The following is a 25,037-nucleotide window of genomic DNA, read 5'->3' as shown; positions in this document are numbered from 1 at the left end:
TTTGAATATAACTTTTTTGCTAAAAAATAAACTTATCTTTTTTGTGCCATTTGTAGTGCAAGTTTAATGGTTTCCTCCAAAGACTGCCCTTCCTTTTGCACCTTTTTAACTGCACTTTGTGCATCTTTATGCTTATAACCAAGTGCTTCAAGCGCGCCAACTGCCTCAGAAGATGCATCTGTTTTTCTTGTCAGCGCCGCGCCATCTATGGAGGTAATATTCGATGAGAAGCCATCCATTTCGCCTGTGAGCTTATCAAGTTTATCTTTAAGCTCGATCACAATGCGCTCTGCTGTTTTTTTACCAATACCGGGAATGCTGCACAAAAGTGCATGATCTTTAGAGTCAATACAGTGCACCAAAGTCGCTCCATCCATTCCAGATAGAATAGCAAGTGCCATCTTAGCACCGATACCATTAACCTTAATGAGCTCTTGAAATAATCGTCTATCTGACTTTGTTGAAAAGCCATAAAGCTGCTGAAGATCTTCTCTCACCACAAAGTGCGTATATAGAATCACCTCTTTTCCCGTCTCACCCAAATGATAGATAGAACTCATCGGGGTTAAGATCTCATAACCCACTCCATAAGCTTCTATTAATACCAACGGAGGCTGCTTTTCAATTAACTCTCCTCGAATTCGTCCGATCATCTTAATCTTCCTCTTACAATTTTGGTTGCACTTGGAATAGCTCTTAGGCTGTTTCTCGTGTGAAAATGGCAAATTGCGATTGCTAACGCATCAGCGGCATCAGCTTGTGGTTTTTTATTCAATAGCAAAAATGATTGCACCATATGTTGAACTTGCGCCTTATTTGCAGAACCTGTGCCAACGACGGCCTGTTTAACCTGTTTTGCCGAGTATTCATATACCGGGAGATCTGAACTTGCCAAAGTACACATAGCCACACCACGTGCTTGCCCTAACTTTAAGGCAGCTCCCGGGTTTTGAAACATAAAAATCTGCTCAATTGCTGACTCATCTGGTTTATAAACTTGAATCACTTCCCTAATGCCATCTTGAACTTGCTTTAAACGATATGCATCATTTTCCTCAGTAATACGAATACACCCACTTGTTACATAATGGCACTTTTTTTCAACAACCTTAAGAACACCAAAACCCGTGATACGTGACCCTGGATCAATACCAAGAATAATCACTATAATTCAGCCATAATCTCATCACTAATATCTGCATTTGTGTAAACATTTTGCACATCATCTAAATCTTCCAAGCGATCAATCATATTTACAATCTTCTCAGCAAGCTCCTTGGAATCAACTGCGGCCTTAACATCTGCATCCAAGATCACCTCAGCAGAAGACGCGCTCAGCCCTTTTTCATCTAAACGCTCTTTTATTTCAAGAAATTGATTGGGATCGGTAATCACATCAATACTACCATCCTCATGACTGATAACATCTTCTGCGCCAGCATCTAAAGCCGCTTCCATAATCTGATCTTCATCATGACCTGACTCAAAGCTAAGAATACCTTTTTTATGAAACATGTATGCTACTGAGCCATCTGTACCCAAGTTACCACCTGCTTTACTAAAGGCATGGCGAACCTCTGCAACCGTTCTATTTCTATTATCTGTCATGCAATCGACAATAAATGCCGTACCAGAGGGACCGTAGCCTTCATAACGAACTTCTTCAAGATTACTCCCCTCTTCACCACCTGCGCCTTTTTTTACCGCGCGCTCAATGGTATCTTTGGTCATATTATTACTCAAAGCGGCTGCAATTGCTGCTCGAAGTCTTGGATTTGAATCTCTATCTCCACCGCCTAAGCGCGCAGCAACGGTAATCTCACGAATTAATTTAGTGAAAACCTTCCCACGTTTTGCATCTTGTGCGGCTTTTTTGTGCTTGATGTTTGCCCATTTACTATGGCCTGCCATATAAACCCCTTTACAACAGTTTCTTTAGTGTCTTTACTTTCATATTCTGTGAAACATTGTATCGATAAAGCGCTTATTTGACTAGTCGCACATGGTATGAATCACCAAACCTTTACTAATAAAGAACCCCAGATAACCCCGCTCAATGGGTGCTCAGGTTTTATCTAATGCATTTGTATAATACTCTCCCCAATCCCGCAGATTTAAGAGAATCTTGCCTAAGGGCTTGCTTAATTCTGTTAGTGAATACTCAACTTTCACCTAGTTGATTTAAAGTAGGAATAGATTGGTCATGCATAATTGGCTTGATTAAATATTTTTGATAATTCCGCACACTAGGGTTAGGATTATATATTGCCTCTAATAACATTCCTAAGCGTAGCCCTCCTAAATACAACTGTCTATCAATTTTATAGGAATATTTTCTTGTGAAATAATGAGGATTAAATTTCAAATTGAGTTGTTTGCCAACTACAACAAAATATAAACCTCTGTCATTTATTAACAAGTTACAGGCAAGCTTACTAGATTCCATAGCCCAACTTTCAACATTAGGGAAGATTATATCCTCAAACCTAAAGCTATTTAATTTTCTTGAAAGCATAGATAAATACCCTAAATATACCCTCTTATGACTCTGCCATAACTCAAAGCCATTTGGACTATAAGAAGATGTTATAGTTTCTTGTAATTGATTATATTTCCCTAATACTCCATCAAAATATGCATGAAAATTAGAAAATGGATAAAGCTTAATCTCCGTGAATGGATTCCTACCTGAAACCTGATAATACAAAGGGGCTTTATGAGTGAATTTAATCCCATTACCTCCAGCAGTTTGAGTGCTATTAAACTTAGGGCTCACCGTATGTAAAGGTTGATGCAGATCTCCCATTAGGTGAATTAAATAGCGTAAAGCCGTTGCTTTCTCAGCATCAGAGGTTGTAGATAAGACCAAGGACTTAATTGCACTTTTAATTGCATTAACAACATTTGATTTTTTTACCAGAAAAAAACTCTGCATATACGCTGGCGTCAATGTGTTTTTACAATATGTTTTTGACCCTTGATATGCTAAATTAATATCAACACCAACATAGTGCATAGCCGAATAATTAGCTCTTAAACTATCACTTTTCCAATGATATCGTTTAATGTCATCCGCCCAGCTTGCCGCCCCTTGTATATAATTATAAGATTTGTATAGCACCTCTAAATCTGGCTTAGGCTGCTTTTCTTTAGCTAAAATTGGCACATCTGGCTTTTTATCTAACAGCTGATTAATCTTTAGCTGTGTTATGCTGCTTATTTTTTCATGTGCAACTTCCGCAGTTAATGCATGTCCAGTCACCCACCATGCATTGGCAGCATTAAATAGACAAATAACTAAAAAAGCAACTGACAACATCCTTCCCATTAAAGTTCACTCCCTTTCTTACACTTCCTTTTAAATAATTTCGATAACAACCCTTCCTAATATTAAGCCTCTATTCAATAAATAGAGTCTCACAATAATCTATCAAAAAGCATTAAATCAGAATAGCAGCATCAGGACAATATGTTGTCAATAGTAGACATAATGGAGATTTTTTAATATCTATAGCTAATTCATCGGTAAAAAATATCTTGTTTTTATCTATAAAAAATTGGAAGTGATTGAAGGATCAAGTTATGGCGGAGAGAGAGGGATTCGAACCCCCGGACCTGTTACAGTCAACGGTTTTCAAGACCGCCGCTTTCGACCACTCAGCCATCTCTCCGAACAACTGGAGACAATTATAACGGCATATTTTTAAATGAAAAGAGCTGAATTAAAAAAATATGCAGAAAAAACAATAAAAGGCTAATCATTTATCCTAAAAGGCATTATCCTCTATGTAGTTTAATTAATATGAGAGTTCAAAAATGCTACAGGCGTTAACTGGCCCACGTTTAAATTTCATCCATAGCATTGAAGATCATGAACAATATGATCTTATTATTGCGGCTAACAATCAGGAAAACTCGCTTCAATCACTGCCCTTTGGTGATGTTCTAATTGAGCGCATTCAAGCCAATAATATCAAACTTAAAAAAGGCTATCTTTCATCGTTGCCAAATAGAAAAGGCACTCAGATTATCTTGGTTGAAAATACGGACAATAAAGATGTTTATATCTGGCTGAGCCAATTAAGTAAGCTTTTAAGTAAAATTGATCTTATCGGCGCAAAGAAAATTGCCCTTTTTTTAGAAGATGCTTCTGAAAAAACAGCTAACCAGATTGTTAGAACCATTTTAGCACACACCCATAACATGCCAAATTATCAAAGAAAGCCAGATACGATCAAGGTTGACATTGATATCATCGGCGATTATGTGGAAGCGGACTTTTTGGAAGTGCTTGCAAAGGACAAAGGCAATGCACTGGCACGCTATTTAACTATTTTACCAACTAATTATTTAACACCTGAGATTTATATCGATGAGGTTAAGAAGCTTGCCCAGTCAGAGAACTGGCAATGTGAAGTGTATGATAAAAATGCTTTAAAAGAGATGGGCGCTGGTGCATTTTCTGCTGTTGCCAATGCCAGCGATCATGCAGCTATTGTTAAGCTTAGCTATTTTCCAGAAGATCAAAGTAGTAAGCAGCTTATCAGCTTTGTAGGCAAAGGCGTTTGCTTTGACACAGGTGGCGTCAGCATTAAACCACCACAATACATGCATGGCATGAACGATGATATGATGGGAAGCGCCGTTGCACTTGGTACTTTTCTTGCGCTTAGCATGCAACAAGTCCCAATTAAAATGGAATGCTATCTTGCTATTACGCAAAATAACATTGATAAAGATGCCTTTTTACCCAATGAGGTCGTTCGTGCATTAAATGGCAAGACCATTGAAGTTGTTGATACTGATGCAGAAGGTAGAATGGCATTAGCTGATGCACTTGTTCTAGCATGTCGCTCAAAACCTGATTTGTTAATTGATTATGCAACATTAACTGGGGCTGCGGTTCGTGCGCTTGGCACTGAATATGCCGCCATTTTCAGTAACCACTATGACTGGCAAGATAAGCTTGTAAATTATGGCATTAACTCTGGTGAGAAAGTCTGGCCCTTTCCGATGGATAAGCATTATCTAAACGAACTTAAATCTGAAGTAGCTGATTTAAAGCAATGTAATGTCACAGGCAATGCCGATCATATTTTAGCAGCTAAATTCCTTCAGCAGTTTGTCAACAAAGAAGTCCGTTGGCTGCACATGGATTTAGCTTCTTGTAAACACAAAGGCGGTCTTGGCGCTATTCCAACAGAAGTCAGCGGTGTTGGCGTGTGGTTTAGCTCAGAGTTAATTACACAATATATTTTCGCAAACGCCAACTAATGCATTCATTCCATGACTTGCCAGTTACAACTGGTATATGCTTGCTCCGCCCTCTTTACCAAGATGACATGTCACTGAAAATGGCTTCGATTGAGAGTAAGGCTGATAACTTTGCGCATTTAATACAACTGTCGTTAAAGTCAGCTTATTGTCTTTTGTAATATTATAGGTTGTGTTTTCAATAACTGCTTCACCCTTATGCTTAGGGTTATTCACTGTTAAATGAGAGCTTGAAAAACTAATACGATCTTTCAACAGCATCACAGCCTTTGGCTTGTAGCTTGCGCTTATCGGCAGCTGTGGTGTGCAATGGTTTAAATTGGTCACAACCACAATCTCCTTGCCATGCAATAGCGCATTATCAATATCTGCATATTGGTTTAGTGGAGCAGCAACTCCTAGCACTGGAGCACTAATCGCCAGTAGTAACAAGTATTTTTTCATCCTATTTTCCCTGTAACAAATTCACTTTTAACTTAATGGCGCTGTATTTTTAGCCAGCTCACATACTTTCTCTACGAGTTTATCAATCCCAAGGGAGATTTCATAAATGGAGCTTTGCGTCATATAAGCAGCTGTAGAGACAATCTGGTTCTCATAATCAACACAAATCTCATCTACCTTGGTATCAACATGTGTTGCCCCTTTTTCCATTGCAACTTTCGCTGTTTCAGAATCATTACCAATGGTTAGTTTGACACCTTTTGGGTAAATCTCAGGAATCATCATCGGTGATATGCAAATAAACCCAACTGGCTTGCCCGCATCTCTAAATGCACAAATGAATGATTTCAGCATTGGAAGAATCGTGTAATCAGCATTTTGCTTTATTGCAAAATCAAATAAATTCTTAGCTGCGCCAAATCCTCCTGGAAGAATAAGCGCATCATAATCAGTCGACTTGACTTCAGATAAATCTTTTATCTCACCCCGAGCAATGCGCGCGGACTCAATAAGCACATTTCTGGTTTCATTCATCTCTGTGCCTGTAACATGATTGATTACATGATATTGATCAACATTTGGCGCAATCACATCATGCTCAATGCCACGTTTACAAAGTGCAAGCAAGGTTAATACTGACTCATGAATTTCAGCGCCATCAAAGACACCTGATCCTGACAAAACAACTGCAATTTTCACTTCCTTCTCCTTATTTGTATTGGTTAATCATTCAAAAATTGATAACAAACTAACTCCCATCATTCGGTTAAATCTAAATTATTTCTCTTAAATACCCTATCTGCTCGATAACTAGAGCGAACCATCGGTCCCGATGCAACCTCCAAAAAGCCTTTTTGAAGCCCTATATCACGATACTCTTTAAACTCATCTGGTGTTACAAAGCGATCTATAGCTAAATGATGACGTGTTGGCTGCATATACTGCCCAAGCGTTAAAACATCAACACCCACAGCGCGCAAATCATCCATTGTTTCAAGCACCTCCTTGCGCGTTTCACCCAAACCCAACATTAAGCTTGTTTTGGTTAAGACTTTAGGCGCAGATTGTTTAACATAAGCTAAAACATCAAGCGTTTGCTGATAGCCTGCTCTTATATCTCTCACTGGATGAGTAAGGCGTTTAACCGTTTCAATATTTTGCGCAAAGACATCGACATCCGTTGCCAACAACTTATCAATACTTTTTTTACTTCCCTGAAAGTCAGGCGTTAGCGCCTCAACCTTAACCTCAGGCACCAAAAGCTTTATTTCATCTATTGCTTTAGCATAATGCCCAGCACCTCCATCTTCTAAATCATCACGATCTACAGAGGTGAGAACAACATATTGAAGGTTCATTAACTTCACGCTATTTGCTGCATTTTTAGGTTCATCTTTATCAAGCCAGCCCTTCGGATTCCCTGTATCGACAGAGCAAAATCTACAAGCACGTGTACAGACACTCCCCATTAACATAATGGTGGCTGTGCCATGTGACCAGCACTCATTAATGTTAGGACACTTTGCCTCTTCACAAACCGTGGATAAGCGCCTATCTTTAGTGATTTTTTTCACTTCATTGAATACAGCGGAAGAAGCTTGTTTCTTAACTTTAAGCCATTCTGGCTTTTTCAGTCGTATTTCATTTTCCTTTTTATTTCTTACCCCATCTTTAACAGCCGAGAAGCCCTCTTTTGTTTTATACTTCTCACCACTTTCAACCTTAACGGGAATATCCAATATTTTCTGCATTACACTTTCATACGTTTGCAACAATAAACTATGGCTATAATGACAAAAAAAAGCGCTCATGACAAACTTACTTTCATTAAGTTTTAATCTCTGCTAAACCTTAATTAAGTTTATTTTAATTTTTTCACTCTATCGTAAGACTGAAGTACAAGATATAAACAGTCATTGGAGGCACGTTAAAATGATTAAAAAAATAATGACTACATTAAACACAAAGCTAAAACTATCGATAACCGCTTTTACACTTTTAATGCTGGCAACACTTGGAAATACATTTGCAGCTTCACAAGGATCAACAGGAGCCACAGCCAGCACATCATCTACAGCCAGCTCCAATAGCACAACAGGAACTAATAACACAGCTGTTGCCACCCCGCAGGTAAAACCTGTATCTTCACCTAATGCTACAGCTAGCACGACAAATTCAGCATCTGGAACCAGTTCATCTGATAGCACAAACTCCAGCGACAGCGCCACCAATGATACAGATAATAGCACACCTGCAACCAACCCACTTACTAAAAAACAATCTAGCGGATCTGGTTCTGCTGCAAGCAGTACAAAAACAACGCCCACACAGCCAACTTTAGACTATGGCAATACATCCTCAGCGACAGGTACTTATAAAACAGCCGATCAAGTGACAAGCAACTAAATACAGAAACTTACATCTGATATCTTCTTTTTTCCTAAAAGGCACATAAATAATCGATCTAAACCAACTGCAACACCTGCACATTCAGGGAGTTTTTCAATACAGCTCAGAAGCGCCTCATCTATTTCTACTTGCTTTAAGCCAAGCTTGTCTCTCAAGGAAATTTCTGCCTCAAACTGCGCTTTAAGTTGATGCGCATTAGTTAACTCATTATAGCCATTTGCAAGTTCAATTCCTTTGCAAAAAAGCTCAAATCTTGCTGAAACTTGCTGTTTTTCCTTATCCAACACTTTTTTTGCCAGCGCAGATTGTGATGCTGGGTAGTGATAAATAAAAACAAACTCATTATAATCTGCAAGCTTAGGTTCAATTAGGTGAGTAAAGAGTAAATCTAAACAGTCATTATAGGTGAGATCTTTTAGCCCGACTACCTCCCCTATATGCTGAGTGACGAGCGCTAATAGCTTGGAGCTAGACGCTTGATGTGGATTTATATCAATATATTTTTCAAATAAACTTTGATAGCTGATATATATAAACTCTGCCTCGGGGTCGAGTGTTGTAATAAGCTTCTCAAGCTCTCCCATTAACTGCCAGTCATCAAAGCCTACTTTATACCACTCAAGCATCATAAATTCATGATGATGGTATCTGGCAGAGGGATCATCACGAAATGCTTTACAAATTTGATAAATTGATACTTTATATTCAGCCAACAGCTGTTTCATTGCATATTCAGGTGAGCTTTGCAAAAAGCGCTTACCTGATTGTGTTTGTATCGCAAAAACATCAATATATGGATCAGTAACAGGATGCGTATAAGCCAAAGGCGTGTCCACCTCCAAAACCCCTTCATCACAAAAAAATTGACGAATTTCAGCAAGGAATTTCGATTTTTTTTGTATCTCAAAGCGCTTGGGTAGATTAGTCATTTTGAGGATAAATTACTGACCCTTGGTGCTTTTTTTCATTCCAGATTTCATCTTCACTTAAAGATGTTTCAATATACTCAACTGGCGCACCTTCAATCTCTACCATAGCAACACGAAAATTCTCAATTGGAAAATAAGGCGCCAGAATAACTTTTTTCCCTTTGATCGCCTCATCGATTGAATTGACTTTAAATGCAACATGCGCTGTGGATTGAATAAGTGGATGCAAAGGACAACCTTCTTCAAAGCGGTGCCACTGAACACGGTGCCCATTATGTCCTTTTGTTGTATACATTTTAAAAGTTGAACTATAACGCTCACCTTCTTTTTTCACCTTGGTAGGAATCCCCATATGATGATATTCGTAGCTTACCTTTCCCACTTCTATTTCCTTAGTGTATTACTCAGCAGAAAGCTGCCGGTTGAACTCAAAAAAGCTACTTAGCACTATCTCTTCCAGCACATCCTGACAATCATTATTATAATAATTTTCTAAAGCACTTAGCATTTCTTCATAATAAGACTCAGATTGTGCCAAATTGCGAATATTCAGCTTTTCCATCAAGTTGATATACACTTGAAGACGAATCAGCGCCTCATCAGCAGATGCAGTTGTAAAAAGCACAGGCGCATCTTCATCATCAGCATCACCAGCAATCACAGAAACAGCATAGAGCTTACTGATCATCTTATCATCTGACTCATCCGTTTTTTGAGGGGCGCGAATAATTTGAAAATCAATCGTTAATACCCAGTCTAACATTTCACCTAGCTGATCTGCCATATCATCAATCATATGAAGCTTTTCTTCCAATGGTTGAGATAGATCATAATAGCTTTCAATATTTTTGTTGATTTCGCTTATTTCATGCATATAACAACAGTACTTTACCTAAATTCGATTGAGTATATACTTATCATCAGTGAATTTACAGCTTTTTATTTTGATGTAACAGGGTAACTTCTGATTAAAACATAAGAAGCTTAAACCCGATAATGATTAAGATAACACCCCCTAAAAGCTCGGCTTTTTTCCCTATAAAAGTGACCCCCTTTGCACCAACAACAGCACCGACAAAACTAAAAAAGAAGGTTACAAGTGCAATGATGATACATATGATAATGGGCGATAAAGGAATTAAAGCAATGCCAAAACCTGCAAACATAGCATCTAAGCTTGTGGCAATCGCTAACATGATAAGCGCTCTATGTGTCAGCTTTATTTTCATTTCATTTGAATCAGATGAAAATGCCTCCATAATCATCTTCACCCCTAAAATTGCTAAAATAATAAATGCGATCCAATAGGTATACTCCTTAGCCCAAATCAACAGCTTATATCCCATAAAAAGCCCCAATATAGGCATGATCCCCTGAAACACACCAAAGTAACTGCCCGATAAAAGCGCTGTTTTTATGGTTTTATGGCGATATTTTGCTCCCAGACCAATAGACACAGCAAACGCATCCATACTCAATGCAAATGCTAAAATTAGAACCTCTAACAAGTTCACTCTCCCCTAAGATGTTATGTTCTTTAGAGCACTTTAAAAGCGTTTTGTTCGAATGTGACAGGTAGGTGCTTCATGAAGCTTATTGAAGTAGTTTTGATGAAACTGCTCTGCACACCAAAATGGATAACACTTTGCATCAATGAGTTTTGTTGCAAGATGATAGCCTTTTTCTTCAAGCGTTTTCATTAACAAAAGCGCACACTCTTTTTGCTCCTCATCTACATAAAATATAGCACTTAGATACTGTGTCCCAATATCAACGCCTTGACCATTTTTTTGTGTTGGATCATGTATTTCAAAAAAAAGCTTCACCAAGGTCTCATAACTCACCATCTTAGGATCAAATGAAACCTCTACCACCTCCAAATGCCCAGTATCACCTTTTTTAACACGCTGATAATCTGGATGCTCTAAAGCGCCTCCCATATAACCAGACTTTGCTGATATAACACCTTCTTGACAAGAGAAATAATACTCAACACCCCAAAAACATCCTCCAGCAAAATAGGCTCTTTGGCAATCTACTGGCTTAGCCTCAATATATTGATAGATCAGCTTTTTTGCTTGATTCAATGCAGGTTCATCATGAGCAACAATATTAATATGTCCCATTTTTCGCCCCGCTCGAAGCGACTTTTGATAACTTTTGGGTCTAATAGTATCAGACTTCAAAAGCCCTTTTGGTACATCCTCCCCAATTAAGTTCACCATAAGCGTATAGGAGTATTTAAGTGATGGGTCAGCGACTTTTTCTCCAGAAATGGCCAGCATATGATTTTTAAACTGGCTTGTATATGAGGCATCAAGGGTGAAGTGTCCAGAGTTATGCACACGAGGCGCCATTTCGTTGGCATATAACATATTATCTTTAACAAAAAACTCAATTGCCAAGGTCCCAACATAATCAAAGTGTTTTAATAACTTATGAATATGGGCTTTAGCCATCTCTTGTAAGCAGCTATCCTCTAACAACACACTTTCACGTAAGATTCCATCGACATGTGTATTTTTCACCAGCGGGTAAAAAGCCACATTGCCAAATTGATCTTGTGTTGCCACTTGAGAGACTTCAAACTCAAAATCCACAAAGGACTCTGCAATCAAATCATACTGGCCGAGCTCACGCCAAGCCTGATCAATATCTTCTGTCTTTTTAATAACATACTGCCCTTTTCCATCATAGCCGAATCGCCTTGTTTTAACGATAAAGGGCAAACCAAATGTATCAGCGGCTTTTCTAAGCTCATCTTTGCTATTGACAGATAAATATCGATTTGTTTTCACATCCAACTTTGTAAATAAATACTTTTCTTTTAAGCGATCCTGTGCGACTTCTAAGGCATTGATACTCGGAAATACTTGTGCGCTTTTTGCTAGCGCTCTTAATAAATCAACTGATATATTTTCAATCTCATAACTGACCACATCATATCCTTCAAGTTTACTGCAATAGGCGCTTATTTCTTGATCTGAAGAATTGCCATCAAGATTAATCTCCGGCAAATCAAAGCTATCAACCTTAATAGCCAAATCCTTGGACTCTTCTTTTAACATTGCAGCTAATTGACCGTTCCCAAGTATCGCTATTTTCTTTGTCATTATCTCTGCCCCATTTAGCTTATTTTTGATGTATCTTACTTACTCTCGTTATTCAGTAGCACGCTCAGTTCGCGTTCATCTATTATCTTAATATTGAGTGATTGCGCTTTTTCAAGTTTTGAGCCGGCTTTATCCCCTGCAATGAGCATATCTGTTTTTTTTGAGACACTGCCTACACATTTTGCACCATAGCTTTGCAGCTTCTCCTTAAGCTTATCACGTGAGAAATCATTAAAGCTGCCAGTGATGACAAGTGTTTTATTAAAAAATGGATTATCCTCATCTATTTGACTCACTGTTTGAACCTCAGGATTGATCAGCTCAATACCACATTCAAGAAGTCGCTTCACCATATCTTGATTATTCTGGTTTTGCCAAAACTCTATTAGGTTTTTTGCCATTACCTCACCAATATCATTAATGCTAATAAGCGCATCAAAATTTGCTGAGGCTATGTTCTCGAGCGAACCAAAGTGTAATGCCAGCGCCTTAGAGGACACCTCGCCAATATCACGAATACCAATCGCATAAATAAAGCGCGCTAAATCAAGCTTTTTACTCGAAGCAATCGATGCCAAAAGATTTAATGAAGACTTCCTAGCCATTCTCTCAAGCTGCACTAAATCCGTTAAAGTCAACTGGTAAAGATCATCTGGCAGTTTAACCAACTCTTTATCTACCAATTGCTCTATTATTTTATCACCCAAGCCATCGATGTCAGCGGCCTTTCTTGAAGCGAAATGTTTAATTCTTTCTTTTGTTTGTGCCTTACATAGCCAATCTCCAGTACAGCGCGCAACGGCTTGATCATTGATAATCTCAATCTTTGAGTGACACACAGGGCAATTTTCAGGCATAACAATGCTTGTGGTATTTCTTCTATATTGAGGAAGCGGTCTTACCACTTCAGGAATAACATCTCCGGCCCTTCTAATAATGACCCTATCTCCAATGTGAACATCTTTTCGTTTAATCTCATCCATATTATGCAAAGTGGCATTAGAGACAATCACCCCCCCGACAGCAACAGGCTTTAATCTTGCAACTGGTGTAATAGCACCAGTTCGACCTATTTGAAAATCTACCCGTTCAATCTCAGTCTCCACCTCTTCAGCAGGAAATTTATGTGCCAGAGCCCATCTTGGCGCTTTTGCTATAAACCCCGCTTCTTGCTGCTTAGAAATTTCATTTAACTTATAGACAAGTCCATCGATATCATACGGCAAATCGGCACGAATATGTGATAGTTTATTATAGTATGCAATCAACCCCTTTGCACCCGAGACAACTTCAACCTCATTAGTTATCTGAAAACCCCAACTGTGAACATCCTGCATCATCTGATATTGTGTGTTGGGTACAGCATATCCCTCATGCACGCCAATACCATAAGCGTATAACTTAAGTGGTCTTTTTGCCGCTATTTTTGAATCTAACTGGCGAATACTGCCTGCTGCTGCATTTCTTGGGTTAGCAAATAGCTTCTGTCCTTTTTTTTCACTTTGTTGGTTGAGGGACAAAAAATCCGCTTTATTAATCACAATTTCACCGCGAACTTCAACATACCTTGGTGCATTTCCACTTAATACCAGTGGTACATTTCGAATGGTTTTGACATTTTCTGTAACCTCTTCGCCTTCAGTGCCATCCCCTCGTGTTAGTGCGTATAAAAGCTTTCCATCTTGATAATGAATACTGATTGCAAGACCATCTAACTTTGGCTCACATTCATATTGTAAATCAGAAATACCGGTTAAATCTTGAAGGCGCTTATCAAAAGCCTTGATATCTTCTTCACTAAAGCCATTTGAAAGTGACAACATCTGAAGTTTATGTTTTACAACATTAAAACTTGAAAGCACTTTAGCGCCAACGCGCGTTGTTGGCGAGTGCGTGCTATCTAGAAATAAAAAGCGCTCCTCTAAATTTTTCAGTAAATGATATAGCTCATCATAATCACGATCTGAAACCAACGGTTTGTCTAATGTGTGGTAATAATAATTACAATTGTGAATAAATTGACTGAGCTCATGATAAATGGTTTGAACCTCTAGCTCAGAGGACATCTTACTGTCAGCAATCACATGTTCAAGCTTGCGCTTAAGCTTCTCTACATCGTCTTTAATGTTCATTCATTTATATGGCACTTTAAAGTATTCATTATCATACTAAAGTTGCTATCGATGTTACAGGTTATTTTTTTGCCTTTTTCCGCAAATGAATAAAAATCCAATGCCGGCAATTCTATTTGCAAATGCTTGGTATATACTAAAGACACAAGTTATTTTACAAGGAATAAATATTGTGATTCAAAGCTTTAATGATCATGCTGCTAATGAAAGAACTTACCTTGCTTGGGTCAGGACCTCCATTGCCCTTATGGCGTTTGGCTTTTTGATTGAAAAGTTTGATATTTTCCTACGCATTATGGCAAAAGGCGTTGGTGTAAAAGCGCATACTTCTTTATCACAATCAGCTGAAATCATCGGGATTATTTTAATGCTCATTGCCGTTCTAATTATTTTAATCTCTTCCATTCGCTTTGGAATCAATAGAAAGCTCATTAATCAAAAAGAAATCGTCAGCTATAAAACCCGCTTCCCAGATATCTTCTTGGGCGTACTTTTATCTATTATTACTATTTTTATCGTTGCTTATGCTTGGTATATGCTGATGTAAAATCTTCTTTTGTTTTATGAAAAAACTTATTTCCATTAACCGTTAAATCTAATAAGAGGTAATGATTATTATGTCTATAGAGCATGCTCCCGAGACAGAAAAGTGGGAGGAGAGTTTAACTTTAGGGAATGAGAGCTTAATTGAAAACAGGAACTTTGTGAATTTAGACTGTGAAAACATAAATCATGAATATCTTACCTTTAGAAACTGTAAAATTAAGGGCTCAAATTTCAAATATTCAAGTCTGCCGAATTTAAAGATGTTTAACTGTGAAATATATGATTGTGACTTTTCTCAAGCAACACTCAATGATGCAGAATTTGAAAGCTGTTCTTTCTATCAGGCTGATAATGCCTTGGGATGTGATTTTTTCAGGACGAGTTTATTAAGAGCGGCCTTCACAAATTGTAATATTTCACTTAACAATTTTGAGCTAGCTGATGCTTTTCAGATAAGCATAAAGGACTGCAAAGCACATGGTTGTAATTTTAAGCACACTAACTTTACGACAGTAGTCAGTAAAAGTAAGATTTTTAGTATCGCAGAGTTGACTAACAGTGATTTTAGATATTCTGATTTTACTGGGGTGTATTTAGAAAAGTGTAATTTATCATGCAGCCGATTTATAGATGTCATTTTATCTGAGGCAAACTTAGAGGGAGCTAATCTAACAAGTACTGATTTTGCGCCCAGCCAGTATATTAACTTGCAATTATTTCAAGCAGATTTAAGGCATGCTCAAATTTGTAACGTCAACATAAAGGAGTTGGACTTTTCAGGTGTTAAAATAGTTGAGTGGCAGCAAGATATATTTATGGAAGGTTTGGGAATCACGGTATTTCCTGATAACTCTTAACAGCTCTAGTTTCTCACTTTCTTATGTACGCGGCTTTGCAAAACTGCTAACAATATCCTGATAGGAATCCTCAAATAAATCATACAAGTTAATGAGCTTTTTCTGACAAAAAATACTTATTTCCTGCTGAAAATCCCGCATATTTTGATCTTCTTCCACATGTTTATTCGCTTTTTGCATAAACAATAAGTATTGATAATAGCTCATAGAAAGCTCATCTAGCGCGCCGAGCATAGAGCGAAAAAGATGCATTTGTTTTTGTGATAATTCCATCTCTGCATTAAACAAATTGGCAACCATCTCCTTTTGTAATTTTTGCAACTTCAACAAGCGTTTAATACCATGCTTTCTAAGCAATAATTTATCGCTTTCACTCGCGCTTAACATGAGCGCATAATACTCTTTTTGTGCTTGCTGCAAAGTGTCTAGTTCTTCTAAGAGCCTATGTTTCATTGACCTTGGCCTAAAAAGAAAAGTCATCAGCAAAATACAACCAGCTCCGATAATAATATCAATAACACGCGTAACAAAAAGGGCAAAATCCCAATAAGAGAGTACACCGACAAACATCACTAAAAACAAGCTATTAAACAATATACCTGCAGCGTAATTGACCACGGTGAAATACAAGCTTAAAAGTCCTAATATCAGTATAATAACAATTAAAGACTCAATAGGTAAAAAGAGACTTAAATAATAATAGATAACCGTTCCTGCCAAACAGCCAATTAAAGTATTTGATACAATTGCTTTTGAGCGAAATAGAATATCCCTTCGATGTATGCTGATACTAATTGAGATAATGGCAACAATGCTCCAATAATTTCGTGGCAAGGATAGAAACTCTGTAATCAAAATGCTCAAGACAATAGCGCAAATGACTCTAAAGGCGAGCAAATGATGTATCGGTCTTCTGTCAAAGCGTTCAAATAAGCGCATGGAAGTTTCTCCTAAGATGCTTGGCTGTGACAACTATGCTTTCAAGCGCAATGAATAAATCATAAAAAAGCGCTTTTGATCCTTTAATTTCACTTTGATGCGTTATCATGTACCTTTGCAAAAAATCAAGCTTGCTTTCATAGTTTTCATACCTTGAAATAAAATCCCCTTCTTCTTTGAGTGTGATTGCAAGTACTGGCAACCTAAGCGCAATTAAAATAAGCTCTTGCAGTTGCATTTCTTTTGTTAAAGGTTGAATTAACTTGGGTGGTTTTAATAACAGGCTTTGATAAATTGAAACAATACGGCAAAGTAAAATCACTAAATTATGATAATCAACACAATTTTTATCCCAATAGATTTTGCGCTCAGGTTTTAATATCCATGAACGGCCTTTTTTCTGCATCAGCTCAGCACGCTCAAGAATATAAGATTCTAACGCTAGAATTTCATGTGTTTTGTTTTCACTGTCATTAAGCTTCATCCCAAGTTTTCTTAATAAATGTTGTGTATCAAACACATATTGCCTAATCAAAGATTTCAGCTGATTGGGAGTATCCCAAGGCGAGATAATAATCACCAACACATAAAATAAAAAGCCTGCAAATAAAAGACTTAAGGTTAATTGCCACAACATAGTGGCTTTTACCGGCAAATGCATCGATGAAATGGCAAGTACAATCACAAGATAACCCGGAAATAACTGAAAGCTATTACCATACTTTCTAAGCCAAAAAGCAAAATAACTTGCCACTATAATAATGATAAATGCAACAATGCGCGAGAGATTCAGCAAATCAGAAAATAACAATATACAAAGAAAACTAAGCGCAAATGAAAAAAAGATCCTCTTTTTTGTTTTAACATCTCCGATAGCGCACGCCAGTGCAATAAATGACAAAAAATACAATGTCCAGATAATCACTTCATAAGGCAACTTTAAGATCAAAGCAAAAGCAAAATAAACCACCATACATATTGCAACTTTTCCCACCATCAGTAAAATGAGCGCACCTGGATCATTTTTGCTTATTTTCAGCATTTCCCCTCACCTCTATATCGTAAAAAAACACCCAATTGTAAAATATATTTGTTATAATAGCATACCTCAGGGCAAAACTTTGTTAAACTTAGCCCAACTTATTGTAAATACTTCCGTTTAAATGAACCCTATTAATTGCTAGAATCAATGGCTGTGTCGTTCATTTTTACGTTTTAAGCACTCAGGGGAAAACTGTGAGACACGATGAAACAATTTTAGAAAAACTACAAAATGGTGAGTTTAAACTTAGAAAATCTGAGCAAAAAGTAGCAAACTGGGTGATGGAAAATGCCGGTGAAACAACTGCGCTTAATATCACAACCATTGCACAAAAAATTGGTGTGAGTGAGCCGACTATTGTACGCTTTTGCCGCGCAGTTGGCTGTAAAGGTTATCAAGAATTTAAAATCAAATTTGCAGAAGATTTGGCGCTTGGAAAAATCAATGAATCGATTGATATCAAAGTGGATGATACTACCGAGGCAGTTAAAGATAAAGTTGCACAATTTGCCAGAGCCGCGATTTCAAATGTTGATCGTGAAATTGATAGTGCACAATTAGAGCTTGCTACTCAAGCGCTGATGGATGCCAACAGAGTTATCGTCTGTGGCTTTGGGGCATCTAATTGCACCGCATTTGACAGCTTTCATAAGCTCTTTAGAATGACACCCAAAGTTGGCTATCATCCTGATATGCATATGTCAGCCATGGCAGTTGGTTCACTGCAGCCCAATGATGCTATAATTGCCATCTCTAATAGTGGTAAATCAGAAGCTTTAATTAGCTTATGTAAACTGGCACGCTCAAACGGTGCCAAGGTCATTACCATTACAGATCCTGACTCACCCGTTGATCAAACTGCCAGCATTCGACTGAATATAAAAAAACAGGTTGATACCGGGTTATTTGTTCCAATGGCACATCGCTTGAAACAGCTGACTATTATTGATTTTCTGGTATATAACTACGCAAGGCTTAATGAGCAAGATGCACAACAGCGTTTGCAAAAAACCAAAACAGCATTAACTGATCTTAAGCAACAGCATAGCATTATTTAATCTCTATGATCACAAAACTAATTGGTCTTGATTTTGGTAAATCCAGAATTGGCATTGCCACAGGACAAATGATTACGAAAACTGCCACCCCACTTGCCACCATAAAAGCAAAATCAGGCACCCCCCACTGGCAGGAACTTGATGATATTATTAAAAAATACAAACCACACCATATTGTCGTCGGCTTACCAATTGATGCGAAAGATCAAGAAACAGATATGACCAAAGCTGCACGCGAATTTGCTGAGCTTATAAAAACGCGCTATCAACAACCTGTCAGTTTAATCTCAGAAACTTTTTCAACTCGAGAGGCGCGTTGGCGCTTAGAGGAAGTGAAAAACAAATCAAACCGCCATCTAAAAGTAGATGCATTTGCAGCCTGTGTTATTTTAGAAACTTGGATGAATGAGCAATAAAGATAAGCTATTTCTGATATTTTTCTCTATTTATCGCTCCTAATTTAATAAGTCCTGAGCAATGGACAATCCATTAAAGGTTGCTGCATACACAGAACTACCAAGGGCAAAGGTATTATGGATGCGGTTGTCTCCCAGCCCTTCATTTACTTTTACCACCTCCCAATTTTTACCATCATCTTTAGAGATAAACACCCCTCCACCATCACTTGCTAAATATATACGCTTGCCGACTACATACACTTTACCTATCACCTTATAAGGCAAGCTTTCAGAAATATTTTCCCAATTTTTACCATCATCTTTAGAAATAGATAGTCCATCACTGGTTGCAGCATAAATGGTATTATTAGCAACATATACACCATGGACGCTGGTATTACTCATCCCTTCAAAGTAGGTTTTCCAAGTTTTCCCACCATCTTTAGAAATAGCCACACCCTTATAGGTTGCTGCATATATTTCACCATTATCAGTAGTGAAAATATCTGATATTCTCACATCATCCAGACCTTGCTCTGTTGTACTATTTATCCAACTTTTTCCACCATCATGTGACACAGATATTCCATGAGCATAACTTGCTACATAAATAGAATTTCCTATGGCATATACATTGGTAATTTCATCACTTATTAAGCCACTATTTTCTTTTGTCTTGTTTACCCAGTTATAACCGCCATCATATGAAATAGCTAAGCCCTTTTCTGTTGCAGCATAAATCACATTAGCTGACATAGTGATATTATTGACAAGCACGCTTCCCAATCCTTTATTTCTTTGCTCCCAAGTCTTGCCATTATCTTTGGAGACAAATACACCATGACCAAAGCTTGCAGCATAAATAGTATTACCTGAAACATATACTCCATATATTTTATGATTATTTACATCGCTAGTAATAACATGATTCTCCCATTTGCCTTCAGCTGTTTTAGTAGTAACTGATAGGCCTTTTGTTGTTCCAAGATAAATATTACTTCCACTTATTGCTATGCTGTTAATTGAGTGTGAAGAAACACCATTAGCGGGCGTTTTTATTGTCCATGTAACGCCATTATCTTTTGAAGTATACAATCCATTTTTTGAGGTAAGCGCATACATCGTTGATCCGCTAACCTCAATCTCTATCACGCCAATTGTCTCATTTTGACTGAGCACCTGATAATCCCAGTTTTTTCCTTCATCTTTGCTAATAGCAATCCCGCCTGCTGTGGCAACATAAATAATACCTGAATTCACATATAATCCACTTGCACGATTAAATAAAGAATCTCCATCTTTTATTTGAACATTACTCCAGTTGGTCCCATTATCTTTTGAAATATATATTCCACGATCAAGGCTTGCAGCATAAAGAATACCTTGTGAAATAAACAAACCTTGCATATCTGTTGAAGTGATTGGTGAGCTCCAAGTTTTGCCAGCATCTTCTGACATAGATACCCCTTTCATAGTTGCAACATAGATGCGATCACCTTCTGCTATAACATCTCTAATATAGTTGCTTACTAAACCATCAGCTACTGTTTTATTCTGCCAATTCGCTCCATCATCATAAGAAATAGATAGCCCATCATGCGTTGCTGCATAAATGGTATTTCCTTCAACATATATTCTCCAGACAAGGTTGCTCCCAAGTCCATTTTCAACAGTTGCATTTTTCCACGTTACGCCACCATCTTTTGAAATATAAATGCCACCACTACTCGATGCTAAATAAATCACACCATTTTTATAATATACATCCCTAATAATTTCATTTTCAAATGGATAGGAGCTAGTGTGATTATTCCACGTTTTAGCATTATCCTTAGAGATTGATAAGCCACCTATAGTTGCTACATATACTTTATCATCGCTTAACACAACCTGATTAATAATGTTATTTCCTAGCCCATCAGTTGTTGTTTTGATTTGCCAATTTTTATAATTGTCATCTGAAATATACAAGCCACTCTCTGTAGCAGCATATATATAAGCCCCTTTGACATAGACAGCATGGATATATTTATCTTGCAAATAACTCTCCCAGCTTTCTCCTTCATTGTTGGAAACTGAAATACCATTTGATGTTGCTACGTAGATACTCGGGTCTCCATCAATAATATACCCCTTTGTGACGTACACATTTTGAATGTTATCGCTTGGTAAGCCATTTGATATAGTCCTTGTTATCCAAGTTTTTCCCTCGTCTTTTGAAATAGATAGCCCTGATGACGTCGCAGCATAAATTGTATTTGAAAAAACATATATATCATTAATATTATCGCTTGCCAGACCATCTGCAGCCGTTTGTTTTTCCCATGTCTTTCCACCATCTTTAGAGATTGATAAACCCGAGGCGCTAGCAGCATAAATATCGCTATTAGACACATATACCGCTGTAAGGTTATTGCTTGCCAAGCCATCTGCGACTGTCTTATTCTGCCAAGTTTTTCCCTCATCTTTTGAAATAGATAGCCCCGATGCCGTCGCAGCATAAATAGTATTATCAAATACAAAAACAGCCCTAATATCATTACTTAATAACCCATCTGCGACTGTCTTATTTTGCCAAGTTTTTCCCTCATCTTTTGAAATAGATAGCCCTGATGCCGTCGCAGCATAAATATGCTTATTTTGTATATAAATATCATTAACATGACTTCCAGCAATATTTTGATGGTAACGCTTTAAGTTATTTGGAATACTATAATAAGCTGGATAATGATTAATACTAATCGCCTCAGATACCTGATGGTGCTCATCATCTTTAATTATTAATGTAGTATCTAAACTTTGTACGCTTTGAATACTATCAGGCTGATAGGACAGTGTGTACCGGCAAGTTGCCTTTGGTATTAATGTATTATCCTGTAGGTGCTTACAGGAGCTTAATCTGGAGATTACCTCCAGATCTGAAATGGGAGTAGAGAAAGATAAGTTGATATTATGAAGATCAAGATTAGAAGATGTATTTTCAACTGTAACAATAAGCTTCTTATCTGCAAGGTTATTTGTTACTAAATGATGCCGAGATAATGCCACACTCATCCAAAGCGGCGTATAGGCCAATACACTATGCTCTACTTGATTAAAGTTATTACCATTAACAATGAAATTTGATTTTCCATTAGCAAAGCTGCCCGCTTGTAAAGAGATTGTACATTGGCTTAATGCTGGTAATATTTCTTGACATGTATTGCTGCTTATTTTTACACCTTCAGCCAGTGTTTTATTCAGCTTTAAAGACAGTGCGCTCACAGGAGATACATTCTTAACCGTTAGCGCCATTTCTTCATTAGGAAGTAACTTTTGATTTTCTTCCAGTGAAGAGCTAATTGAAATTATTGGGCGGACAATAGGAACAGCAGAAGACAACACCGTAGTGCCATATTGGTTTTTTAGATCAAAAGCAACTTTTTTAGAATTAGACTGACTACTTGCATTGACAACAATAGTACAATTTTGATCATTGGATATAATGGAGGTGCAATTATTCTGACTAAAGGATAAATCAGGATCTTGAGAGACCAATTGAGATTTAGATAAATCAACAACTTTTCCTGTTTGATTAGAAATACTGATTGTTGCCGAGTGCCCTGCGCCAAGACCAGTTCTATATTCATTACCAGTAATGGTGCTAGTTAAGCTTTTAAGTATAAAGCTACCTTGAATTGTGCTACGATTTGCACTTGGGCCAATTACGCCACTTATTGTATATTCAATATTTTCACCTAAAAGATCTACTGCTGATGATTTTGGTAAAAGTGTAATTACACAAGGATCAAGGCTAGAGAAATGACTACAACTATTGCCATATAATATAGTAAATTTATCATTATACTGCGCATTCTTAAAATTAAACTTAAGATCATGCACCTCGCTACTTTCTTTACCAATTCTTAACGTACTTTTTTCAGCTTTTGTTGTGACTGAAATTTGCATAGAAGCACCCATCACCAGTATATTATCTGATGAACTACTTAGACTTTCAACAGGCGTTACGGGTGTTACATCTGAGGAGCCGTCACCACTGCCCGATGAGCACCCAGTTAGAATGGCAATGGCAACTGCTGCCACCACAGTTTTTACTTTATTGATTCCACTTTTTTGCTCTATAAATTTATGCATATTTCTCCCCTAAAGATTGTCTAACTGCACTATCACTGTTAAGGGTACTTAAGACATAAATAACAACCCAATCGTTTTAATTGTTATCATCACTTTGTTTAATTTAGCTTTAGGTATAGGTAAAAATTTGCAAAAGAACTTTTACTATTATGGGAAAATATTATTAGTCTTTTCGATAACACAAATTTGATTTTCTTTACCCAAAAAAGAAGCATATTCAAATTTAAACAGAGTGTGTATATGCGCCACAGGCTTTTCTATAACGGCTGAATTCGAACGTAGCGTTCCTCCATGACTTAACACACCAAGCAATAGAACCACTACTTTCAAATGCATAACAACCCCAACTGTTTAAACTGATATTGGCAAGCGTATCGCTTTTAGCGTAAAAATACCGTCGGGAGAATTACTAATAAGAAAGCCAATGCTCAGGCACAAAGTTAAAATAACCTAAAGACATTGCCTTGTCTATTAAAGCATTTTTACTTCCTACACTAAATTTATGGCGCATGCATGCTACATAATATTCAACTGAGCGAACACCCAGTTTTAAACGATTTGCTATTTCCTTCACACTAAAGCCACGCAATAAAAACGCCAAACAATCGAGTTCTCTGGCATTAAAATCATATTTATCATCATGAGCTGACTTGAATGTTAATAAACCTTGCTTTAATACACCCTTCTTATCACGAAATAGTGCTATCGCTGAATTCATCATCGTGGTATTCATCAGATTTATTCCTTGATAGGCAATACCAACAACCTCGTCTTTTGTATTTTTTATTGGTTGTCGAGGAGAAAGGTAAAAGCAAATTTCGCCTGCCGCAGATTCTGTACAGGTTAATATTGAAAGCTTTTTGTCTTCAACTATAATATTTTTGTTTTGTTTGATAAATTCTTCTGCCAATTCTGATGCATTGCTTTTACTATGCTCAATTGTCAAGCCAACTATATCTTCAATTTTTTGATATCCCATATAATCAATAAGCGATTGATTAGCGAGCATCACTTGGCTATTTAAATCCATGAAAACTGTAAGCGTTGAAAACTGATCCAATAAGGCTTTTTGCTCTTTTAAAAATAATTCTTTATCCGGATTGAGTAACTGTTTTAAAAATGCATCATTCATATTCTATTAATTCTAAAATCACAATTTATCAAAATACTAACACTCTGTTTTTTCAATTTAATTTCGGACTATTATGTAAATATATATTTTACTAACTTAAATCTACTTATCAGACCTTGCTCCTGTGCACGATAAAAACCTGCCTTATTTGAGACAATATATCCCTGATTCAAATATAAAGCTATGGCTGGATGATTTTTAGCAAACACATATAGCTCGCTTCGCTTTACACCAAGCAGCTGTATTTCTCTTTGATAAAAATCCATTAAATACTTTGCATAAGAGCGCCTACGGTATGCTCTATCTACATAAATATAAAGCAAAAAAGCTGTCTTTACTTCTGAGTACTCAATAATATCAAACCAAATATAGCCTATTATTTTATCATCACAAAATAAGACGTAGAAGTATAAATCATCAATTGATTCTGTGTCAAATAAACTTTCAACTTCCTCTTTAGCTAAGCTATAAGCTTCTTCTATCCCCTCGCACTCCTTGTTTTTCACCAACTCACTGGCATATGTGGTAATTGAATCAGATACGAGCTCTTTAAATAACTCATAAGTTGGTTTCTTGATCTTAAGTGTATGATTTTTACTAAGCCTCTTGCTGTTTGCACTCCTTCTAGAC

General features: G+C 37.2%; 26 protein-coding genes and 1 tRNA gene. 6 read left to right on the top strand and 21 right to left on the bottom strand.

Annotated elements, in window-relative coordinates; genetic code table 11:
* Positions 1–32: 32 nt before the first annotated feature.
* The 6 genes from ruvA to A37Q_RS0113265 all read right to left on the bottom strand — a co-directional run bounded on the left by ruvA (position 33) and on the right by A37Q_RS0113265 (position 3,671).
* Positions 33–653 carry a Holliday junction branch migration protein RuvA gene (ruvA, locus tag A37Q_RS0113285; RefSeq protein WP_018300777.1) on the bottom strand — a complete coding sequence of 207 codons (621 nt, stop codon included), beginning with the start codon at positions 651–653 and terminating at the stop codon, positions 33–35.
* The gene (gene ruvC / locus A37Q_RS0113280) at positions 650–1,165 is read right to left on the bottom strand and encodes a crossover junction endodeoxyribonuclease RuvC (protein WP_018300776.1); all 516 of its coding nucleotides are present in this window, start codon (positions 1,163–1,165) and stop codon (positions 650–652) included. The genes ruvA and ruvC overlap by 4 nt, the downstream gene beginning before the upstream one ends.
* A complete protein-coding gene (locus A37Q_RS0113275) occupies positions 1,165–1,911 on the bottom strand; it encodes a YebC/PmpR family DNA-binding transcriptional regulator (RefSeq protein ID WP_018300775.1) in 747 nt (248 codons plus the stop codon). Before A37Q_RS0113275 ends, ruvC begins: the two co-directional genes overlap by 1 nt.
* Positions 1,912–2,064: 153 nt before the next feature.
* Entirely contained in the window at positions 2,065–2,172 is a 108-nt protein-coding gene (locus A37Q_RS16635) for a winged helix-turn-helix transcriptional regulator (protein ID WP_154648709.1), read from the bottom strand.
* Entirely contained in the window at positions 2,162–3,328 is a 1,167-nt protein-coding gene (locus tag A37Q_RS0113270; RefSeq protein WP_083907074.1) for a S1/P1 nuclease, read from the bottom strand. Before A37Q_RS0113270 ends, A37Q_RS16635 begins: the two co-directional genes overlap by 11 nt.
* 255 nt (positions 3,329–3,583) lie before the next feature.
* Positions 3,584–3,671 (bottom strand) — tRNA-Ser (locus A37Q_RS0113265).
* A 145-nt stretch (positions 3,672–3,816) separates the two neighbouring features.
* Between A37Q_RS0113265 and A37Q_RS15600 the strand changes: the two genes are divergently transcribed.
* A complete protein-coding gene (locus A37Q_RS15600) occupies positions 3,817–5,274 on the top strand; it encodes a M17 family metallopeptidase (protein WP_018300773.1) in 1,458 nt (485 codons plus the stop codon).
* 24 nt (positions 5,275–5,298) lie between these two features.
* Here the strand turns inward: A37Q_RS15600 and A37Q_RS0113255 are convergent, their stop codons facing one another.
* From A37Q_RS0113255 to lipA, 3 genes are read right to left on the bottom strand one after another with little or no spacing between them, the layout of a single operon-like run.
* On the bottom strand, positions 5,299–5,718 hold the full coding sequence (locus tag A37Q_RS0113255; RefSeq protein WP_018300772.1) for a VirK family protein: 420 nt from the start codon (positions 5,716–5,718) through the stop codon (positions 5,299–5,301).
* 27 nt (positions 5,719–5,745) lie between these two features.
* On the bottom strand, positions 5,746–6,417 hold the full coding sequence (elbB, locus tag A37Q_RS0113250) for an isoprenoid biosynthesis glyoxalase ElbB (RefSeq protein WP_018300771.1): 672 nt from the start codon (positions 6,415–6,417) through the stop codon (positions 5,746–5,748).
* 59 nt (positions 6,418–6,476) lie between these two features.
* A complete protein-coding gene (lipA, locus tag A37Q_RS0113245) occupies positions 6,477–7,469 on the bottom strand; it encodes a lipoyl synthase (protein WP_018300770.1) in 993 nt (330 codons plus the stop codon).
* Between the two features lie 181 nt (positions 7,470–7,650).
* Here lipA and A37Q_RS16330 point away from each other — a divergent pair, with 181 nt between their 5' ends.
* Positions 7,651–8,124, top strand: coding sequence for a hypothetical protein (locus tag A37Q_RS16330; protein ID WP_154648708.1), 474 nt, complete (start codon positions 7,651–7,653; stop codon positions 8,122–8,124).
* On the opposite strand, the gene epmA is transcribed toward A37Q_RS16330, so the two are convergent.
* From epmA to ligA, 6 genes are all read right to left on the bottom strand, one after another.
* Positions 8,121–9,056 (bottom strand): EF-P lysine aminoacylase EpmA, encoded by a 936-nt coding sequence (gene epmA / locus A37Q_RS0113235; RefSeq protein WP_018300768.1) that lies wholly within the window; start codon positions 9,054–9,056, stop codon positions 8,121–8,123. The genes A37Q_RS16330 and epmA overlap by 4 nt on opposite strands.
* Positions 9,049–9,438 carry a hypothetical protein gene (locus tag A37Q_RS0113230; RefSeq protein WP_018300767.1) on the bottom strand — a complete coding sequence of 130 codons (390 nt, stop codon included), beginning with the start codon at positions 9,436–9,438 and terminating at the stop codon, positions 9,049–9,051. Before A37Q_RS0113230 ends, epmA begins: the two co-directional genes overlap by 8 nt.
* A gap of 18 nt (positions 9,439–9,456) precedes the next feature.
* Entirely contained in the window at positions 9,457–9,930 is a 474-nt protein-coding gene (locus A37Q_RS0113225) for a hypothetical protein (protein ID WP_018300766.1), read from the bottom strand.
* Positions 9,931–10,024: 94 nt separating this feature from the next.
* Complete coding sequence (locus tag A37Q_RS0113220) at positions 10,025–10,570, bottom strand: manganese efflux pump MntP (protein WP_018300765.1); 546 nt, start codon at positions 10,568–10,570, stop codon at positions 10,025–10,027.
* 33 nt (positions 10,571–10,603) lie between these two features.
* Entirely contained in the window at positions 10,604–12,169 is a 1,566-nt protein-coding gene (locus A37Q_RS16425) for a 5-(carboxyamino)imidazole ribonucleotide synthase (protein ID WP_018300764.1), read from the bottom strand.
* Positions 12,170–12,204: 35 nt separating this feature from the next.
* Positions 12,205–14,301: an NAD-dependent DNA ligase LigA gene (gene ligA, locus A37Q_RS0113210; protein ID WP_018300763.1), complete on the bottom strand. Its 2,097-nt coding sequence runs from the start codon at positions 14,299–14,301 to the stop codon at positions 12,205–12,207.
* Between the two features lie 100 nt (positions 14,302–14,401).
* Here ligA and A37Q_RS0113205 point away from each other — a divergent pair, with 100 nt between their 5' ends.
* Positions 14,402–14,848, top strand: a complete 447-nt coding sequence (locus A37Q_RS0113205) for a YidH family protein (RefSeq protein ID WP_051074496.1) — start codon at positions 14,402–14,404, stop codon at positions 14,846–14,848.
* A gap of 61 nt (positions 14,849–14,909) precedes the next feature.
* Complete coding sequence (locus A37Q_RS15590) at positions 14,910–15,704, top strand: pentapeptide repeat-containing protein (protein ID WP_018300761.1); 795 nt, start codon at positions 14,910–14,912, stop codon at positions 15,702–15,704.
* A 21-nt stretch (positions 15,705–15,725) separates the two neighbouring features.
* Here A37Q_RS15590 and A37Q_RS0113195 read toward each other — a convergent pair whose 3' ends face one another.
* A complete protein-coding gene (locus A37Q_RS0113195; protein ID WP_018300760.1) occupies positions 15,726–16,643 on the bottom strand; it encodes an FUSC family protein in 918 nt (305 codons plus the stop codon).
* Positions 16,630–17,685, bottom strand: coding sequence for a hypothetical protein (locus A37Q_RS0113190; RefSeq protein WP_018300759.1), 1,056 nt, complete (start codon positions 17,683–17,685; stop codon positions 16,630–16,632). Before A37Q_RS0113190 ends, A37Q_RS0113195 begins: the two co-directional genes overlap by 14 nt.
* Before the next feature lie 194 nt (positions 17,686–17,879).
* Here A37Q_RS0113190 and A37Q_RS15585 point away from each other — a divergent pair, with 194 nt between their 5' ends.
* Both A37Q_RS15585 and ruvX read left to right on the top strand, forming a co-directional pair.
* Positions 17,880–18,743, top strand: a complete 864-nt coding sequence (locus A37Q_RS15585) for a MurR/RpiR family transcriptional regulator (RefSeq protein ID WP_018300758.1) — start codon at positions 17,880–17,882, stop codon at positions 18,741–18,743.
* Between the two features lie 5 nt (positions 18,744–18,748).
* Positions 18,749–19,159, top strand: coding sequence for a Holliday junction resolvase RuvX (gene ruvX, locus A37Q_RS0113180; RefSeq protein ID WP_018300757.1), 411 nt, complete (start codon positions 18,749–18,751; stop codon positions 19,157–19,159).
* Between the two features lie 39 nt (positions 19,160–19,198).
* On the opposite strand, the gene A37Q_RS0113175 is transcribed toward ruvX, so the two are convergent.
* From A37Q_RS0113175 to A37Q_RS16030, 4 genes are all read right to left on the bottom strand, one after another.
* Positions 19,199–23,275, bottom strand: coding sequence for a DUF6242 domain-containing protein (locus A37Q_RS0113175; RefSeq protein ID WP_018300756.1), 4,077 nt, complete (start codon positions 23,273–23,275; stop codon positions 19,199–19,201).
* Positions 23,276–23,422: 147 nt separating this feature from the next.
* Positions 23,423–23,611: a hypothetical protein gene (locus tag A37Q_RS0113170; RefSeq protein WP_018300755.1), complete on the bottom strand. Its 189-nt coding sequence runs from the start codon at positions 23,609–23,611 to the stop codon at positions 23,423–23,425.
* Between the two features lie 73 nt (positions 23,612–23,684).
* Positions 23,685–24,407: a helix-turn-helix transcriptional regulator gene (locus A37Q_RS16035; RefSeq protein ID WP_018300754.1), complete on the bottom strand. Its 723-nt coding sequence runs from the start codon at positions 24,405–24,407 to the stop codon at positions 23,685–23,687.
* 71 nt (positions 24,408–24,478) lie between these two features.
* A complete protein-coding gene (locus A37Q_RS16030) occupies positions 24,479–24,913 on the bottom strand; it encodes a GNAT family N-acetyltransferase (protein WP_169710327.1) in 435 nt (144 codons plus the stop codon).
* Between the last annotated feature and the right edge of the window lie 124 nt (positions 24,914–25,037).

It is taken from the genome of Fangia hongkongensis FSC776 = DSM 21703 (genome assembly GCF_000379445.1).
Lineage (GTDB): Bacteria > Pseudomonadota > Gammaproteobacteria > Francisellales > Francisellaceae > Fangia > Fangia hongkongensis.
Note: the sequence above shows the minus strand (reverse complement) of the source record. Positions and strands in the feature narration are given on the sequence as shown.